Origin of the sequence: Lentzea terrae (genome assembly GCF_003265345.1) — a bacterium.
Classification (GTDB): Bacteria; Actinomycetota; Actinomycetes; order Mycobacteriales; family Pseudonocardiaceae; genus Lentzea; species Lentzea terrae.
The window spans coordinates 443,476-460,184 of sequence record NZ_QFWW01000002.1; the positions used below are offsets into that span (position 1 = coordinate 443,476).

Genomic DNA, 16,709 nt, shown 5'->3' on the forward strand with positions numbered 1-16,709 from the left:
GGGTGCCTCTTTTGCGTCCGCCCCGCCCGCACGGCACAGAGCCGGAACACAAAAGGATTGCGACCCGGAACGAGTGTCCGGGCGCGACACCGGCGCCCGTGCGCGCGGTGACTGATCGCCCCCGAGGGTAGACGCCGGTCCTCATGCATGCAACAACCGGGGTCGGGCGTGTCAGTCCAATGGACGAACGCGCACGCCAGACCGATCGACGTGGAGTCTCCGCACGTCGAAGCCGTGCACGTCGACCTCGGCCGGGATCTCGCCGAACGCGATCACGGTGGGTCCCGCTCCGGACACGCACGCGGGAACACCGAGCTTGCGAAGATCGTTGATCACCCGAACGGTGTCCGGCCAGGCGGGCTCGCGGTAGTTCTGGTGGAGTCGATCCTCAGTAGCAGCAAGGAGAACCGACGGATCCGACGTCAGCGCGTGCACCGCCAGGGCAGCCCGGCCCGCGGCGTGCGCGGCGTCCGCGTGCGGCACTTCGGCGGGAAGCAGGCCGCGCGTCGTCTTGGTGGACGACTCCTGGGATGGAATCAGGACGACCGGGCGCACCCGTGCGTCGGGCTCCATCCGGACGGCGCGGTAACGCTCTCCTTCGAACCACGCAACGACAACGCCGCCGAACAACGAAGCCGCAGCGTTGTCCGCGTGGCCCTCGAACTCAGCAGCGATTTGCAACGCGTCCGTGTCCAACTCGCGACCCGTCAGGGTGAATCCGGCTGCGACACCCGCCACGATCGCTGCGGCCGACGAGCCCAGTCCTCGTGCGTGCGGAATGGTGTTGCGGCACCGCAGCGCGAGCCCACCCGTGTACCCGGCGGCGCGGACGGCCCGCACGACGAGATGGCTCTCGTCGAGCGGGACGTCACCGGCTCCTGCGCCGTCGACGGTGATCGAGAGGCCGTCGGCGACAGCCACCTCGACGTCGTCGTACATCCCGAGCGCCATGCCCAGCGCGTCGAACCCCGAACCGAGGTTCGCGGTCGACGCGGGGACGGAAACCAGGAACTTCACGCCAGCTCCAGCGCGTGCGCGACCGCACCGGGGTCGACCGGCACCGGCTCGACCTCCGTGACACCGAGCAACGCCGTGTCCGGGTCCTTCAGACCGTGTCCAGTGACGGTGCACACAACCGTGGAGCCCTTCGGCAGCCGGCCGTCCTCCGCGGTCATCAGCAGACCGGCGATGGACGCGGCCGACGCGGGCTCGACGAAGATGCCCTCGGACGAGGCCAGCAGTCGGTACGCGGCCAGGATCTGCTCGTCCGTGACGGCGTCGATCAGGCCGCCGGACTCGTCGCGAGCGTTGATCGCTCCGGTCCACGACGCCGGCGAACCGATCCGGATCGCGGTCGCGATGGTCTCGGGGTTCGCCACCGGCTCACCGGACACCAACGGCGCGGCGCCCGCGGCCTGGAAGCCGAACATGCGCGGCAGACCGCGCGAGTACGACGTGTAACCCTTCCAGTACGCGGTGATGTTGCCCGCGTTGCCGACCGGCAGGCAGTGCACGTCCGGCGCCTGCCCGAGCACGTCGCAGACCTCCCACGCGGCGGTCTGCTGACCGATCAGCCGCACCGGGTTGACCGAGTTCACCAGCGTGACCGGGTACTCGGCCGCGGTCTTCGACGCCAGCTCCAGGCAGTCGTCGAAGTTGCCGTCGATCTGCAGGATCTTCGCGCCGTGCATGACGGCCTGCGCGAGCTTGCCCATCGCGATCTTGCCGCTGGGCACCAGCACGGCCGCCGTCAGACCGGCCTTGGCCGCGTAGGCGGCAGCGGACGCCGAGGTGTTGCCGGTGGAGGCGCAGATGACCGCCTTCAGGCCGGACGCCAGCGCGTACGTCATCGCCACGGTCATGCCGCGGTCCTTGAACGAGCCGGTCGGGTTCGCGCCCTCGACCTTGACCCACACGTCCGAACCGGTGGCGGCGGAAAGACGCTTGGCGTGCACCAGGGGCGTGCCGCCCTCGTGCAGCGTCACGACCTCCGCGCCCTCGGGGATCTCGATGCGGTCCCGGTACGCGTTGATGAGACCGGGCCAGCCCGCTCTTGCTGTCACATTTTCAGGGCCGCTCATTCCTCGCCCTCCACCCTCATCACGCTGACGACCTCCCGCACCACCGGAAGGCCGCCGATCTTGTCCACAGTGGACCGCAGCGCGGCGTCGGTCGCCGCGTGCGTGACGATCACCAGGCTGGCGTCCTCGACGCGGCCTTCCTGGCGCACCGCGGCGATGCTCACGTGGTGCTCGGCGAAGACCGCGGCGACCTGCGAGAGGACACCGGGCTTGTCCGCCACGTCGAGGCTGATGTGGTAGCGCGTGGGCGTGTTCCCCATGGGCTGCACGGGAAGCGCGGCGTAGGCCGACTCGCGCGGACCGCGTCCGCGCGCGACCTTGTTGCGCGCCACGGCGACCAGGTCGCCGAGCACCGCGCTCGCCGTCGGGGCGCCACCGGCACCCTGCCCGTAGAACATCATCTCCCCCGCCGCGTCGGCCTCGACGAACACCGCGTTGAACGCACCGTTGACCGAAGCCAGCGGATGCGTCCTGGGGATCATGGCGGGGTGCACTCGAACGGCGACTGATTCCTGGCCGGACGGGGCGGTGACGCGCTCGCAGATCGCGAGCAGCTTCACCGTGCGGCCGAGGCCCTTCGCCGCCGCGATGTCCGCCGCGGACACCGAGCGGATGCCCTCCCGGTACACGTCCGCCGCCGTCACTCGCGTGTGGAACGCAAGAGACGCAAGGATTGCGGCCTTCGACGCCGCGTCGAACCCGTCGACGTCGGCGGTCGGGTCGGCCTCGGCGTAACCGAGCCGCGAGGCCTCCTCGAGCGTCTCGGCGTAGCCCGCGCCCGTGGCGTCCATCGCGGACAGGATGAAGTTCGTCGTGCCGTTCACGATGCCCATGACGCGCGTGATCCGGTCTCCCGCAAGGGATTCCCGCAACGGGCGCAGCAACGGGATCGCGCCGGCGACGGCGGCCTCGAAGTAGAGGTCGGCACCGGACGAGTCGGCGGCCTCGAACAGGTCGGAACCGTGCTCGGCCAGCAGCGCCTTGTTCGCCGTGACGACGGACTTGCCCGCCTTCAACGCGTCCAGCAGCAGCCCGCGCGTCGGCTCGATGCCGCCGATGACCTCGACGATCACGTCCACCTCGTCCGACGCGACGAGCGCGGCGGCGTCGGTGGTGAGCAGGTGCTCCGGCACTTCGCGGTGTTTGTTCGGCCTGCGCACGGCGATGCCGGCGAGCTCAACCGGCGCGCCGATGCGCTGGGTGAGGTCCTCGGCCTGGTCCGTCAGCAGCCGGACTACCTCCGTGCCCACCGTGCCGCAACCCAGCAAGGCGACCCGAATCGGTTTCACGGCTTTCATACCTCCAGACGGAACAGATCGTCCTCGGTCTCCCGGCGCAGCAGCAGCCGCGCCTCTCCACCGGTCACCGCGGCGAGCGCGGGCCGTGGAAGTCGGTTGTACCCGCTCGCCATCGAGTAGCAGTAGGCCCCGGTCGCAGCGATCGCCACCAGGTCTCCCGGCGCGAGGTCATCGGGCAGCCAGCAGTCGCGCACCACGATGTCACCGGACTCGCAGTGCTTGCCCACCACGCGGCACAGCACGGCCCGCGACTCGGGCTCGGCCGCGCGCGACACGAGCTTGCAGTCGTAGACCGCGTCGTAGAGCGCCGTGCGGATGTTGTCGCTCATGCCGCCGTCGACGCTGACGTACCGGCGCCGCGCGCCACCGTCGAGCTCGACGTCCTTGATGGTGCCGACCTCGTACACGGTGACCGTGCCGGGGCCGACGATCGCGCGGCCGGGCTCGACCGCGATGCGAGGCATCTCCAGGCCGTTGTGCTCGCACTCCTTCTGCACGATGTTGTGCAGCTGCCGCGCCAGCTCGGCGGGCGGAGGCGGGTCGTCGTCCGGCGTGTACGCGATGCCGAGGCCACCGCCGAGGTCGACGACGGTCAGCGACTCGATCTCGCCGTGTTCCTTCCGGATGTCCGAGAGCAGGCCGATCACGCGGCGGGCAGCGACCTCGAAGCCGGACGCGTCGAAGATCTGCGAGCCGATGTGGCTGTGCAGGCCGACGAGCTTGAGGCCACCGGCCTTGAGCACGCGGCGCACGGCCTCGGCCGCGTCACCCGAGGACAGCGAGAAGCCGAACTTCTGGTCCTCGTGCGCGGTCGCGATGAACTCGTGCGTGTGCGCCTCGACACCGACCGTCACGCGGATCAGCACCGGCTGCACCACACCACGTTCCCGCGCGATCTGGTCGAGGCGCGCGATCTCGTGGTAGCTGTCGAGCACGATCCCGCCGACGCCCGCCTCGACGGCCGCGATCAGCTCGGGAACGCTCTTGTTGTTGCCGTGCAACGCAATCCGCTCGGCGGGGAAGTCGGCGCGCAGTGCGATCGCGAGCTCGCCGCCGCTGCAGACGTCGATCGAGAGGCCCTCTTCGGCCACCCACTTCGCGACCTGGACGCTCAGGAACGCCTTGGACGCGTAGTGCACGAGCGTCGGGTCGCCGAACGCCTCGGCGTGCTCACGGCAGCGCGCGCGGAAGTCCTGCTCGTCCATCACGAACAGCGGCGTGCCGTACTGCTCGGCGAGCCCGCGCACGTCCACGCCCGCCAGCTCCACGACGCCATCAGCGTTGCGGGCGGCGTTGCGCGGCCACACGTGCGGCGGCAGGTAGTCGAGCTGCTCGGCGGTAGCTGGGCGGTCGCCGGCGGTGTTGCCGGGAACCATCACGTCGGCGTGCCGGGGTCCGGCCGGGTGCGCGCGCATCACATGCGCTCCGGGGCGGTCACGCCGAGCAGGCCGAGGCCCGCGGCGAAGACCCGCCTGGTCGCATTCACGAGCTGAAGCCTGACCTGGTGCAACGGAGTCGTCTCCTCGTCGCCGCGCGGAAGCACGCGGCAGTCCTGCTGGAAGCGGTGGTACGTGCCCGCGAGCTCTTCGAGGTAGCGAGCTACGCGGTGCGGTTCCCGGAGTTCGGCGGCGGTGGCCACGACGCGGGGGAACTCGCCGATGGTGCGGATGAGGTCGCCCTCGCGCTCGTGGGTGAGCAGCGCGAAGTCCTCACCTGGGGTGATGCCGAGATCGGCGGCGTTGCGCAGGATCGACGACGTGCGCGCGTGGGCGTACTGCACGTAGTAGACCGGGTTGTCGTTGCTGTGCTTGCGCAGCAGGTCGAGGTCGATGTCCAGGCCGGAGTCGACGGACGAGCGGATCATGGCGTACCGCGCGGCGTCCACGCCGACCGCGTCGACCAGGTCCTCCATCGTGATGACGGTGCCCGCGCGCTTGCTCATCCGCACGGGCTGACCGCCGCTGACGAGGTTCACGAGCTGGCCGATCAGCACCTCGACGCTGTCCGGGTCGTCACCGAGCGCGGACGCGGCGGCCTTGAGGCGCGCGACGTAGCCGTGGTGGTCCGCACCGAGCATGTAGATGCACAGGTCGAAACCGCGGCCGCGCTTGTCGACCAGGTACGCGATGTCGCCCGCGATGTAGGCGGGGTCGCCGTCGCTCTTGATGACGACGCGGTCCTTGTCGTCACCGAAGTCCGTGGACCGCAGCCACCAGGCGCCGTCCTTCTCGTACAGCGAGCCGTTGGCCTTGAGCTTGGCGACGGCCTCGGCCACTCGGCCGCTCTGGTGCAGCGAGTCCTCGTGGAAGTAGACGTCGAAGTCGGTGCCGAAGTCGTGCAGGGTGCGCTTGATCTCGTCGAACATCAGCCCGACGCCGACCTTGCGCACCAGCTCGGGGTCGCTGAGCGCGCCCGGCTCGCGACGCAGCACCTCGGCCGCGATGTCGCTCACGTACGTGCCCGCGTAGCCGTCCTCGGGAGCCGGCTCACCCTTCGCGGCGGCGATCAACGACCGGACGAACCGGTCGATCTGCGCGCCCGCGTCGTTGAAGTAGTACTCGCGCGTGACCTCGGCACCACGGGCTGCGAGGACCCGGCCGAGCGCGTCACCGACGGCCGCCCAGCGCGCACCACCGAGGTGGATGGGGCCGGTCGGATTCGCGGACACGAACTCCAGGTTGATCTTCTTGCCGGCCAGCTCCGCCCCGGTGCCGTAGCCGTCCTTCAGCGCGTCCGCGACGATCGCGCCCTGGGCCTCGGTGGCGATCGTCAGGTTGAGGAAGCCCGGTCCGGCGACATCCGCCTTGGCGATGGCGGGCTGTTCCTTCAGTGCGTCGGCGAGCCAGCTGGCGAAGTCGCGGGGCGCGACGCCGACCTTCTTGGCGAGCTGGAGCGCGATGTTCGTGGCGTAGTCGCCGTGCTCGGGGTTTCTGGGGCGCTCGACCGTCACCTGCTCGGGGAGAGCAGCAGCGTCCAGGCGTCGGTCGGCCAGCAACTGGGCAACCGTGGTCCGGACGAGATCGGCGAGCGCTTCAGGTGTCACGACGCATGAGTCTAGAGAAGCGTTGTCGCAGGTCTCGACCGGGTTACCGGCTCCCGGAGGGTGAGACGGCAAGTGTTAACGCCCACGTGGTATCGCTACGCGCTGACAGTGACCAGACACGAAGTCCCTACACTGGCGCCGGTTGACCAGGACGACAACTGAGGCGGACATGGTAAGCGGCAAGAAGACGAAGGCCACACGCAACAGCGTGGCGGCCGCCCGTTCCTCCGTGGTGGCGAGCAAGCCGAAGCCGTGGGGCACGATCATCGCGGTGATCGCCGTTCTCGGCCTCGCGGGCGGCGTGTTCGGATATGCGTACACGCAGATCAGCGCGAACAACGCCAAAGAGGCCGCCCTGGCCAAGTGGAAGCCCTCGGACACGAACAAGGACCCGTCGCTGCAGCTCGCGGGCATCGTGTCCAAGGAGTACAAGGGCTCCCGCCACGTCGAGCCGACCCAGCGCGTCGCCTACGACCAGACCCCTGCCTTCGGCGGCCCGCACGACTCGCAGTGGGCCGACTGCACCGGCGTCGTCTACGACAAGGCCGTGCGCACGGAGAACATGGTCCACGGCCTCGAGCACGGCGCCGTCTGGATCGCCTACAACCCCGACCAGGTCAAGGACGACGCGCTCGCGAAGCTCAAGACCAAGGTCGAGGGCGTCCCGTACATGATGCTGTCGCCGTTCCCGGGCCTCGACAAGCCGATCTCCCTGCAGTCCTGGGGCCACCAGCTGAAGGTCGAGAAGGCCGACGACGAGCGCGTCGACCAGTTCATCTCCTCGCTGCTGCGCAACCCGAACACGTACCCCGAGGTCGGCGCGTCCTGCGAGAACACGCAGTTCCTCTCCAACCCGGCCCCGTTCGTCGCCGAGAAGCCGGGCGCCGACGCCGTGCCGATGGACGGTGGCAAGGACGAGTCCACCACCGAGGGCCAGCAGGGCCAGCAGCCGAACACGCCGCCGTCGGGCTCAGCCTCGACGCCCCCGTCGAGCTGATGTCGTCTGACACCGCGTCCGAGCGGCCCTCAGGGGTCGCTCGGACGCTCGTCATCAGCGCCGCCGTGCTCGCCGTCCTCTTGCTGGGCGCGGCGGTAGGTTTGCTGGTCAAGCTCCCCGGCTCGTCATCCTCCGCGGTTCCGGCCTCCGGTTCCGCAGACATCGGCTTCTGCCAGGACATGTCCCAGCACCACCTGCAGGGCATCCAGATGGCCAACATCGCCCGCGACCGCTCCAGCGACCCGGAGATCCGCCAGCTCGCCTTCGACATCGCCTCCACCCAGCTCGAACAGGTCGGCCGCATGAAGGGCTGGCTGATGATGTGGAACGAGCACGAGCAGAACGTCTCCGGCGTCTACATGGCCTGGATGAACGACTCGGGCGTCCACGGCCACGGCGCCACCACACCCGAAGCGGGCAAGCCGCTGATGCCGGGCATGGCCGTCACCGACGAGCTGACCAAGCTGCGCACGATGCCGGCCGGACGCGACTTCGACGTGTACTTCCTCCAGCTGATGCTCCGCCACCACGTGGGCGGCGCACCAATGGCGGAGTACGCGGCGACTCGGGCTTCGCAGCCGTTCGTCCGGACCCTGGCCGACAACATGCTGAAGTCGCAGGGCAGCGAGACCGAACTGATGAAGGACTACCTGGCGAAGCGCGGAGCCGCCCCGCTGCCGTAGCCCGGTTTTGCTCGATGAAGGGCTCCTTCCTCCACCTCACGTGGATGAAGGAGCCCTTCATCGTTTTCACCCGCCGGACCAGTGGACATCCGCCTACCGCCGAGTAACGTAGGTCACACCCCTACTCGGAGGTAACCATGACCGTCGACGAGCGCGCGGCCAGGCAGGTCGCCGAACAAGCACGGGAAACCCGCTGGCAGCGACCGAGCTTCGGCAAAGAGCTCTTCCTCGGTCACTTCCGCATCGACCTCATCCACCCGCATCCGAGTGGCACCGCAGAAGACCGCGAACGAGGCGAAGCCTTCCTCGAGAAGCTCCGCAAGTTCACCGAGTCCCACATCGACAACGCAGTGATCGAACGCGACGCCCAAATCCCAGACGACGTCCTCAAGGGCCTGAAAGACCTGGGCGCGTTCGGTATGAAGATCAAGCCGGAGTACGGCGGCGTAGGCCTGACCCAGGTCTACTACAACAAGGCGCTCATGCTCGTCGGCAGCGCCAACCCGGCAATCGGCGCGATGCTGTCAGCGCACCAGTCCATCGGCGTTCCGCAGCCGATCGCGATGTTCGGCAGCCCTGAGCAGAAGCAGGAGTTCCTGCCGCGGTGCGCCAAGGGCGAGATCACCGCGTTCCTGCTCACCGAGCCGGACGTCGGCTCCGATCCCGCCCGCCTCGGCACGACCGCGACGCCCGACGGCGACGACTACGTGCTCAACGGCGTGAAGTTGTGGACCACCAACGGAGTCGTGGCCGACCTTCTCGTCGTCATGGCCCAGGTGCCGGACAAGGGCATCACCGCGTTCGTCGTGGAAGCGGACGCCGAAGGCATCACCGTCGAGAACCGCAACGCCTTCATGGGCCTGAGGGGCCTGGAGAACGGTGTCACGAGGTTCCACAACGTCCGGGTGCCCAAGAAGAACCTCATCGGCAAGGAGGGCGCCGGCCTCAAGATCGCGCTGGCCACCCTCAACACCGGCCGGCTCAGCCTCCCCGCACTCTGCGCGGGAAGCGCCAAGTGGTGCCTGAAGATCGCCCGCGAGTGGTCCACCGCGCGCACGCAGTGGGGCCTGCCGGTAGGCAAACACGAAGCCATCGCAGGAAAGATCGCCTACATCGCAGCGACGGCCTATGCGCTGGAAGCCGTGCTGGACCTCAGTTCCGAGCTGGCCGACGCCGGCAAGCACGACATCCGGATCGAGGCCGCACTGGCGAAGCTCTACGCCAGCGAAAAGGCCTGGCTGGTGGCCGACGAACTGGTCCAGATCCGCGGCGGCCGCGGCTACGAGACGGCGGAAAGCCAAGCAGCGCGCGGAGAACGCGGCATCGCGGCCGAGCAGGTCCTCCGCGATCTCCGGATCAACCGCATCTTCGAGGGCTCGACGGAGATCATGCACCTGCTGATCGCCCGCGAGGCCGTGGACGCTCACCTGTCAGTGGCCGGCGACATCATCGACCCCGACGCGGATCGCCAGGCGAAGATGAAGGCCGCGGCGAAGGCGGGTGGGTTCTACGCCAAGTGGCTGCCCACGCTCGTCGTCGGCAAGGGGCAGAGCCCGGCCGGCTACACCGAGTTCGGGCCGCTCGCCAAGCACCTGCGGTTCGTCGAACGGTCGGCGCGCAAGCTGGCGCGGCAGACGTTCTACGCGATGTCGCGGTGGCAGGGGAAGATGGAGCGCAAGCAGCGGTTCCTCAGCCGGATCGTGGACATCGGCGCCGAGCTGTTCGCGATCAGCGCCGCGTGCGTGCGGGCGCAGCAGGACAAGAACCCCAACGCCGCAGCGCTCGCGGACGCGTTCGCCAAGCAGGCGCGGATCCGGGTCGACGAGCTGTTCGAGAAGCTGTGGAAGAACACCGACGACAGCGACGTGGTGCTGGCCAAGCAGGTCATGGACGGCAACTACGCGTGGCTGGAGGAGGGCGTGATCGACGCGTCGATCCCCGGCAGCTGGATCGCGGACTCGACGCACCGCGAGTCGACGGCGACCAACGTCCACCGGCCGACACCGCGGTAAGAGCCGTTACTGCACTGGGCAGGCTGATGGTGCGGGCGCGGCACCTGCCCAGTGCACGGCCGGTAGGGGGCTACGTCCCCCGCATCCCCCTACCGACTCCCCTTGCAACGGAAGGACACAACACCCTCCAGGTGGAGGTGCCGGTAACGCTAAGACACTGAACGCCGTTAACAGTTACGACAATTGAGTGAATTACCAGGTGAGGGGCAGTCAACTACTCTCAGAGAGTAACTTCAAAGACCAATTCACGGGCTGCTTCGAGGCCCATCGCGATCGCTCCGGAGAGCACCGCGCCGTCGTCCAGCGAGCCGGCCACGATCCGCGGCGCCAACGGGGTCATCGTGCGCAACGCGGCTTCCACGGGTTCGAGCAACAAGTCGACGTTCGACCCGACGCCACCGCCCAGCACGACCAGCTCGGGGTCGATCACCGCGGCGACCGAGGCGACGAGGAACGCCAGCCGTTCCGCCTCCACCCGCACGACCTCAAGAGCCTGCACGTCACCGGAACGCGCGGCAGCGAACACGTCCCGAGCAGAGCGCGCCGACAACCCACGTTCACGCGCCAGCGCCACAACGGACTCCGCCGCCGCAGCCTCCTCGAACTGTCCACGTTGGACGTCCGAAGCGGACTTCCCGAACGGCAGGAATCCGACCTCGCCCGCAGCCCCGTGCGCGCCGCGGAACAGCACGCCGTCCACGCAGATTCCCATGCCGACACCGGTGCCGACGGTCACGCAGACGAACACGCGCACGTCCTGAGCCGCGCCGTAGACGTGCTCCCCCAACGCGGCCAGGTTGGCGTCGTTCTCCACGACCACGACCGGTCCCAGCGACGACTCCAGCTCGTCGAGCACGCCGGCGGACTCCCAGCCGGGCAGGTTGGGCGCGTGCCGCACCACCCGCGAGCGCTGGTCGATCACCCCGGGACTGCCGATCACCTTCACCACGACGTCCGTCAGCGCGATCCCCGCGTCGGCCGCGGTCCGCGCGGCCAGCTCGGTCACCGTGCGCACCAAGGAAGACGCGGACCGGCTGCGGTTGCGCTCGTCCACGCGTGCCACCACGGACCCGCCCAGATCGGCCACCGCCGCCCTGATCCGCTCGCGCCCGATGTCGATGCCCAGCACGTACCCCGCGGCCGGGTTCGGCTCGTAGACCACGGCGGAGCGGCCGGGGCCGGACGACGTGCGGCCGATCGGGCGCACCAGGTCGTGGCGTTCGAGATCGACGAGCGCCTGACCGACCGTCGGCTTGGACAACCCGGTGTCCTTCGCGATCTGCGGCCGCGTGGCGGCACCCAGACGGCGCAACCGATCCAGCACCGCGCGTTGGTTGAGCACGCGCATGCCCGCTGGTGTACCCACCTCTGGCGGCTTGCGGTCGGTCACCGACCGAGTCTAGATCTTGAGCGGTGGTCCGTGCGCGCAACTGTTGAGAGGACAGGTTTGCAGACAATCTATGTCCGGTCCCTTGACAACGATGTCACGTGCAGAAACGCTGCCTCGCAAATGGGGCAGGCGGCGGCGGAAGGGTTGCAATGAGGCAACTGGGGAAAAGACGAACTACGACTCTGTTGAGCCTTGCGATCACTGCGACACTGGTGTGCGGCGTCACCAGCGGCAACGCGGCCGCGGCACCAGAGGAGTCAGGCGTGGGCTTTTCGTCGTCCTTTGAGGACGGTCAACCGCAACCGTCGTGGGTGAGCACGGTCGAGACCGACCCGGCGGGCAACCCCAAGTCGGCCGGCGTGATCGGGTCGAGCGGCACGAGCCTCCCCGGCAACGTCGCCGAAAAGGCGTTGGTGGCGGCCAGCGGTGAGAACGCCCCCAACGAGGGCGTTGACAAGATCAACGACGGCAACATCAACACCAAGTGGCTGGTCTTCGCTGCCACCGGCTGGGTGACGTTCGACTTCGGTGCGGGCCCGCAGACGATCAAGAAGTACTCGGTCTCGTCGGCGAACGACGCACCGGAGCGCGACCCCAAGGACTGGACGCTGCAGGGCTCGAACGACGGCACCAACTGGACCGTCGTCGACACCCGCACCGGGCAGGACTTCGCCGAGCGGTTCCAGACCAAGGTCTACGACGTCACCTCGCCGGCGTCGTACCGGCACTACAAGATCGACATCACGGCGAACCACGGCGTGAACCTCGTGCAGATCTCCGAGATCGAGCTCTCCGACGGCTCCACGAACCCGCCGGCGCCGAACATGCGCAGCCTCGTCGGCACCGGTCCCACGAGCGGCTACACGGCCAAGTCACGGGTCGGCTGGACCGGCCAGAAGGCGTTCCGCGCCCAGGGCAGACACACGACCGAGGGCAGGGCCTACAGCTACAACAAGGTCTTCGACGTCGACGTGAAGGTCGAGCCGCAGACCGAGTTGTCGTACATGGTTTTCCCGGACTGGGTGAACGACAACCTGAACTACCCGAGCACGTACTCCTCGGTGGACCTGGCGTTCTCCGACGGCACGTACCTGAGCGACCTCAAGGCGGTCGACCAGCACGGCGCCGTGCTGTCGCCGCAGGGCCAGGGCGCGGGCAAGTTCCTGTACGCCAACCAGTGGAACAAGGTGGCGTCCACGATCGGCGCGGTCGCGGCCGGCAAGACGATCAAGCGGATCCTGGTCGCCTACGACGGTCCCAAGGGCCCCACGGAGTTCGGTGCCTGGTACGACGACATCCGGATCGGCGACGTCGTCAAGAAGCAGTACGCGAAGCCGTCGGACTACGTGCTGACCACGCGCGGCACGAACTCGAACGGCTCTTTCTCGCGCGGCAACAACTTCCCGGCGACGGCGGTGCCGCACGGCTTCAACTTCTGGACCCCGATGACCAACGCGGGCTCGTCCAGCTGGCTGTACGAGTACCAGCAGCACAACAACGCGCAGAACCTGACGACGCTGCAGGCGTTCACCGCGTCGCACGAGCCGAGCCCGTGGATGGGTGACCGGCAGACGTTCCAGGTCATGCCGTCGGACAAGGCACCCACGCAGGACCGCGCGCTGCGGTCGCTGCCGTTCAAGCACGACAACGAGATCGCGAAGGCGCACTACTACGGCGTGACCTTCGAGAACGGCATGAAGACCGAGATCGCGCCGACCGACCACGCGGCCGTCTTCCGGTTCACGTTCACCGACGGCGAGCAGAAGAACCTGGTGTTCGACAACGTCAACAACTCCGGCGGCCTCACGCTGGACGCGGCGAGCGGTGTCGTCACAGGCTTCTCCGACGTGCGGATCGGTTCGGCGGGCACGACCCGGTTGTTCGTCTACGGCAAGGTCGACAAGGCGGTGACGGCGAGCGGCAAGCTGTCCGGCTTCGGCAGGGACAACGTGGGCGGCTACTTCTCGTTCGGCGACAAGACGGTCGAACTGCGGCTCGCCACGTCGTTGATCTCGGTCGACCAGGCGAAGTCGAACCTGGACCAGGAGATCAAGCCCTCGGACTCCTTCGACGCCGTGCGCGACCGCGCGCAGGCCGCGTGGGACAAGATCCTCGGCATCCTGTCGGTGGAAAGCGCCTCTGAGGACCAGCTGATCACGCTGTACTCCAACATGTACCGGCTCTACCTGTACCCGAACTCGGGCTACGAGAAGGTCGGCGACAAGCTGCAGTACGCGTCCCCGGTGTCGCCGGCGGCCGGTGCGAACACACCGACGAAGACCGGCGCGAAGATCGTGGACGGCAAGATCTACGTCAACAACGGGTTCTGGGACACCTACCGGACGACCTGGCCCGCCTACAGCCTCTTCACCCCGTCCAAGGCGGGCGAGATGGCCGACGGCTTCGTGGAGCAGTACCGGGAGGGCGGCTGGGTGTCGCGCTGGTCCTCCCCCGGCTACGCGGACCTGATGACCGGCACGAGCTCCGACGTGGCGTTCGCGGACGCTTATTTGAAGGGCGTCAACAACTTCGACATCAAGGCCGCGTACGACGCCGCGGTGAAGAACGCCTCCGTGCTGCCGCCGAACAGCGCGGTCGGCCGCAAGGGCATGGACCGGTCGATCTTCCTCGGCTGGACCGGCCACGACCAGATGGAGCACGAGGCGTGGTCGTGGGCGATCGAGGGCTACCTCAACGACTTCGGCATCGCGAACATGGCGAAGGCGTTGCACGAGAAGACAGGTGAGAAGCGGTACGCCGAGGAGTACGAGTACTTCCTCAACCGCGCCCAGAACTACGTGCTGACGTTCGACAAGCGGATCGACTTCTTCCAGGGCCGCAACACTGACGGCTCGTGGCGCGTCGAAGACCCGGCGAAGTACAACCCGCAGGACTGGCGCTACGACTACACCGAGACGAACGGCTGGAACATGGCGTTCACGGTGCCGCACGACGGGCAGGGTCTCGCGAACCTGTACGGCGGGCGGGACAAGCTGGCGCAGAAGCTCGACCAGTTCTTCACCTCGCCGGAGACGGCCAAGTTCCCCGGCGGCTACGGCGGCGTGATCCACGAGATGGTCGAGGCGCGGGACGTGCGGATGGGCCAGTACGGCCACTCCAACCAGCCGTCGCACCACATCCCCTACATGTACAACTACACGGGCAAGCCGGCGCGGACCGCGGAGAAGGTGCGCGAGGTCCTTTCGCGCCTGTACGTGGGTTCCGAGCAGGGTCAGGGCTACGCGGGTGACGAGGACAACGGCGAGATGTCCGCGTGGCACCTGTTCTCGTCGCTGGGCTTCTACCCGTTGCAGATGGGCAAGCCGGCCTACGCGATCGGTTCGCCGCTGTTCACCAAGGCCACGGTCAAGCTGGAGAACGGCAAGAAGCTCGTGATCAACGCGCCCAAGAACAGCGCGAAGAACATCTACGTGCAGGGCGTGAAGGTCAACGGCAAGGCGTGGAGCAAGACGTCGCTGCCGCACGACGTGCTCGCTGCTGGTGCCACGATCGACTTCGACATGGGCCCGGCGCCGTCGGCGTGGGGCACGGGCGCTGGAGACGTGCCGGACTCGATCACCACCGGTGACGCGGTTCCGGCGCCGCTGCGGGACGTTTCGGCCGGTGTGTCCGCCGGGGCGTTGGTGGACAACAACTCCACCACTTCGGCGGTGGTCCGCTCGTTCGACTTCAAGGCGGCCGACGCCAAGGAGAAGGCGGAGTTCTACACGCTGACCAACGCGAAGTCGGGCAAGTCCCCGTCCTCGTGGGAGCTCAAGGCCTCCTACGACGGCAAGACGTGGGCGACGGTCGACAAGCGCTCCGGCGAGAACTTCCAGTGGCAGCAGTACACCCGGTCGTTCAAGATCGCGTCGCCTGGCCGCTACAACTTCTACCGCCTGGAGTTCTCGGAGGACGTCGCGCTGGCGGAGTTCGAGCTGTTGTCGAAGCCGCTGCGGGCTCCCACCACCACGGTGACCGGCACGGTCAACGGTCCGCTGGAGGTCAAGGGCGTGACCTATGTGGACGGTGCCACGATCAACGGCCCGGTCACGGTCGCGCGCGGTGCCACGCTGTACGTCTTCGGCGGCCAGATCAAGGGCCCGCTGTCGGCGTCGGACGCGGCGTCCGTGGTGCTGGTGGGCACTCGGGTGGACGGCCCGGTGTCGGTGAACGCCTCGACGGTCGAGGTCGCGGTCGAAAACACCTCGGTCGGTGGCCCGATCTCGTTGACGTCCAACAAGACCCGTTCCGTCGTGGCGTTCTCGACGGTGGGCGGGCCGTTGTCCTGCACTGGCAACGACCCCGCCCCGCTGAACAACGGCTTCACCAACGACGTGAAGGGGCCGAAGGCAGGTCAGTGCTCCGGCCTGTAGTCGCCAGTTGAGTTGAGGGCCGCGTTCCGTCATCGGAACGCGGCCCTTTCTCACGCGGCGATTTGGCGTCGGTGAAGCTTGGCGCGCTGGTGGATGCCGGCGCCGACGATCTTGTAGAGCATGCGCACCGGAGCCGGCAGCAGGCGGAGGAACCCGGCCCGCTCCTGGGGCGTGGTCTCCTGCAGGATCATCCCGATCACGTCGAACCCCTTGGCGCCCTTGGGCATGCTGCTCGCGCCGTTGCGGCCCAGCGCGTCCCACTCCGCCTGGGTGATGTGCACCGAGACCAGCGGGAGGACCTTGTTCTCCTCCTCGGTCAGGTGCTCGATCAACGCCACGGACATGCCGTGGAGGACCTCGGCGAGCTCACCGCGGGTGGACTCGTCGGCGTTCTGCCTCCACTGCGGCAGCAGCTCATCCACCCGGTTGAGCGCGTTCCCGACCACCTCGTGCTGCTTCTCCATGCGCTGCACGAGTTCGCTGTCCATGCTGCCGACGCGCTCGAGCAGCTTCGGCCAGAGCATCTCGTCCTCGCCCACGTGATGGTGGTGCAAGAGCTCGACCATCATCTCGACGAACTCGGCGACATACCGCGCGCCGGCGCGGTCGCCCGGAGCCACGCCCCGGACCAGCGCGGGCAGCTGGGCGAACTCGCGCTTGAACCACCTGTGGATCACCACCATCTCCCAGGTGTCCACCCTCTCCCCGGTGGTGCGGGGCTGTTCTGCGGCGTCCATGCCGGTGACCGTAGATCGACACCGCGGCCGCTGCCATTGCAACGCCGAATCCGTCCCGTTTCCAGGCCTGCCGGACCGCTTTTCGGAACAGT

The 16,709-nt window shown here is 68.2% G+C and carries 11 protein-coding genes; 4 read left to right on the top strand and 7 right to left on the bottom strand.

The window, feature by feature from the left end:
- Positions 1 to 171: 171 nt before the first annotated feature.
- The 5 genes from thrB to argS are packed head-to-tail and all read right to left on the bottom strand — an operon-like array spanning position 172 to position 6,422.
- Entirely contained in the window at positions 172 to 1,017 is an 846-nt protein-coding gene (gene thrB, locus DI276_RS05360; protein ID WP_112262131.1) for a homoserine kinase, read from the bottom strand.
- Complete coding sequence (thrC, locus tag DI276_RS05365) at positions 1,014 to 2,063, bottom strand: threonine synthase (protein ID WP_408610495.1); 1,050 nt, start codon at positions 2,061 to 2,063, stop codon at positions 1,014 to 1,016. The genes thrB and thrC overlap by 4 nt, the downstream gene beginning before the upstream one ends.
- A gap of 14 nt (positions 2,064 to 2,077) precedes the next feature.
- The gene (locus DI276_RS05370; RefSeq protein WP_112262133.1) at positions 2,078 to 3,379 is read right to left on the bottom strand and encodes a homoserine dehydrogenase; all 1,302 of its coding nucleotides are present in this window, start codon (positions 3,377 to 3,379) and stop codon (positions 2,078 to 2,080) included.
- Positions 3,376 to 4,794 carry a diaminopimelate decarboxylase gene (gene lysA / locus DI276_RS05375; protein ID WP_112262134.1) on the bottom strand — a complete coding sequence of 473 codons (1,419 nt, stop codon included), beginning with the start codon at positions 4,792 to 4,794 and terminating at the stop codon, positions 3,376 to 3,378. The genes DI276_RS05370 and lysA overlap by 4 nt, the downstream gene beginning before the upstream one ends.
- A complete protein-coding gene (gene argS / locus DI276_RS05380; RefSeq protein ID WP_112262135.1) occupies positions 4,794 to 6,422 on the bottom strand; it encodes an arginine--tRNA ligase in 1,629 nt (542 codons plus the stop codon). The genes lysA and argS overlap by 1 nt, the downstream gene beginning before the upstream one ends.
- A 169-nt stretch (positions 6,423 to 6,591) precedes the next feature.
- On the opposite strand from argS, the gene DI276_RS05385 reads away from it, so the two are divergent.
- The 3 genes from DI276_RS05385 (at position 6,592) to DI276_RS05395 (ending at position 10,114) form a co-directional block, all read left to right on the top strand.
- Positions 6,592 to 7,419: a DUF3105 domain-containing protein gene (locus DI276_RS05385; RefSeq protein WP_112262136.1), complete on the top strand. Its 828-nt coding sequence runs from the start codon at positions 6,592 to 6,594 to the stop codon at positions 7,417 to 7,419.
- Positions 7,419 to 8,102, top strand: a complete 684-nt coding sequence (locus DI276_RS05390; RefSeq protein ID WP_112262137.1) for a DUF305 domain-containing protein — start codon at positions 7,419 to 7,421, stop codon at positions 8,100 to 8,102. The genes DI276_RS05385 and DI276_RS05390 overlap by 1 nt, the downstream gene beginning before the upstream one ends.
- A gap of 137 nt (positions 8,103 to 8,239) precedes the next feature.
- The gene (locus tag DI276_RS05395; protein WP_112262138.1) at positions 8,240 to 10,114 is read left to right on the top strand and encodes an acyl-CoA dehydrogenase family protein; all 1,875 of its coding nucleotides are present in this window, start codon (positions 8,240 to 8,242) and stop codon (positions 10,112 to 10,114) included.
- A gap of 220 nt (positions 10,115 to 10,334) precedes the next feature.
- Here DI276_RS05395 and DI276_RS05400 read toward each other — a convergent pair whose 3' ends face one another.
- Positions 10,335 to 11,504 carry an ROK family transcriptional regulator gene (locus tag DI276_RS05400; RefSeq protein ID WP_198680463.1) on the bottom strand — a complete coding sequence of 390 codons (1,170 nt, stop codon included), beginning with the start codon at positions 11,502 to 11,504 and terminating at the stop codon, positions 10,335 to 10,337.
- Between the two features lie 149 nt (positions 11,505 to 11,653).
- Here DI276_RS05400 and DI276_RS05405 point away from each other — a divergent pair, with 149 nt between their 5' ends.
- On the top strand, positions 11,654 to 15,880 hold the full coding sequence (locus tag DI276_RS05405; RefSeq protein WP_112262140.1) for a GH92 family glycosyl hydrolase: 4,227 nt from the start codon (positions 11,654 to 11,656) through the stop codon (positions 15,878 to 15,880).
- A gap of 50 nt (positions 15,881 to 15,930) precedes the next feature.
- On the opposite strand, the gene DI276_RS05410 is transcribed toward DI276_RS05405, so the two are convergent.
- The gene (locus DI276_RS05410) at positions 15,931 to 16,617 is read right to left on the bottom strand and encodes a hemerythrin domain-containing protein (RefSeq protein WP_112262141.1); all 687 of its coding nucleotides are present in this window, start codon (positions 16,615 to 16,617) and stop codon (positions 15,931 to 15,933) included.
- Between the last annotated feature and the right edge of the window lie 92 nt (positions 16,618 to 16,709).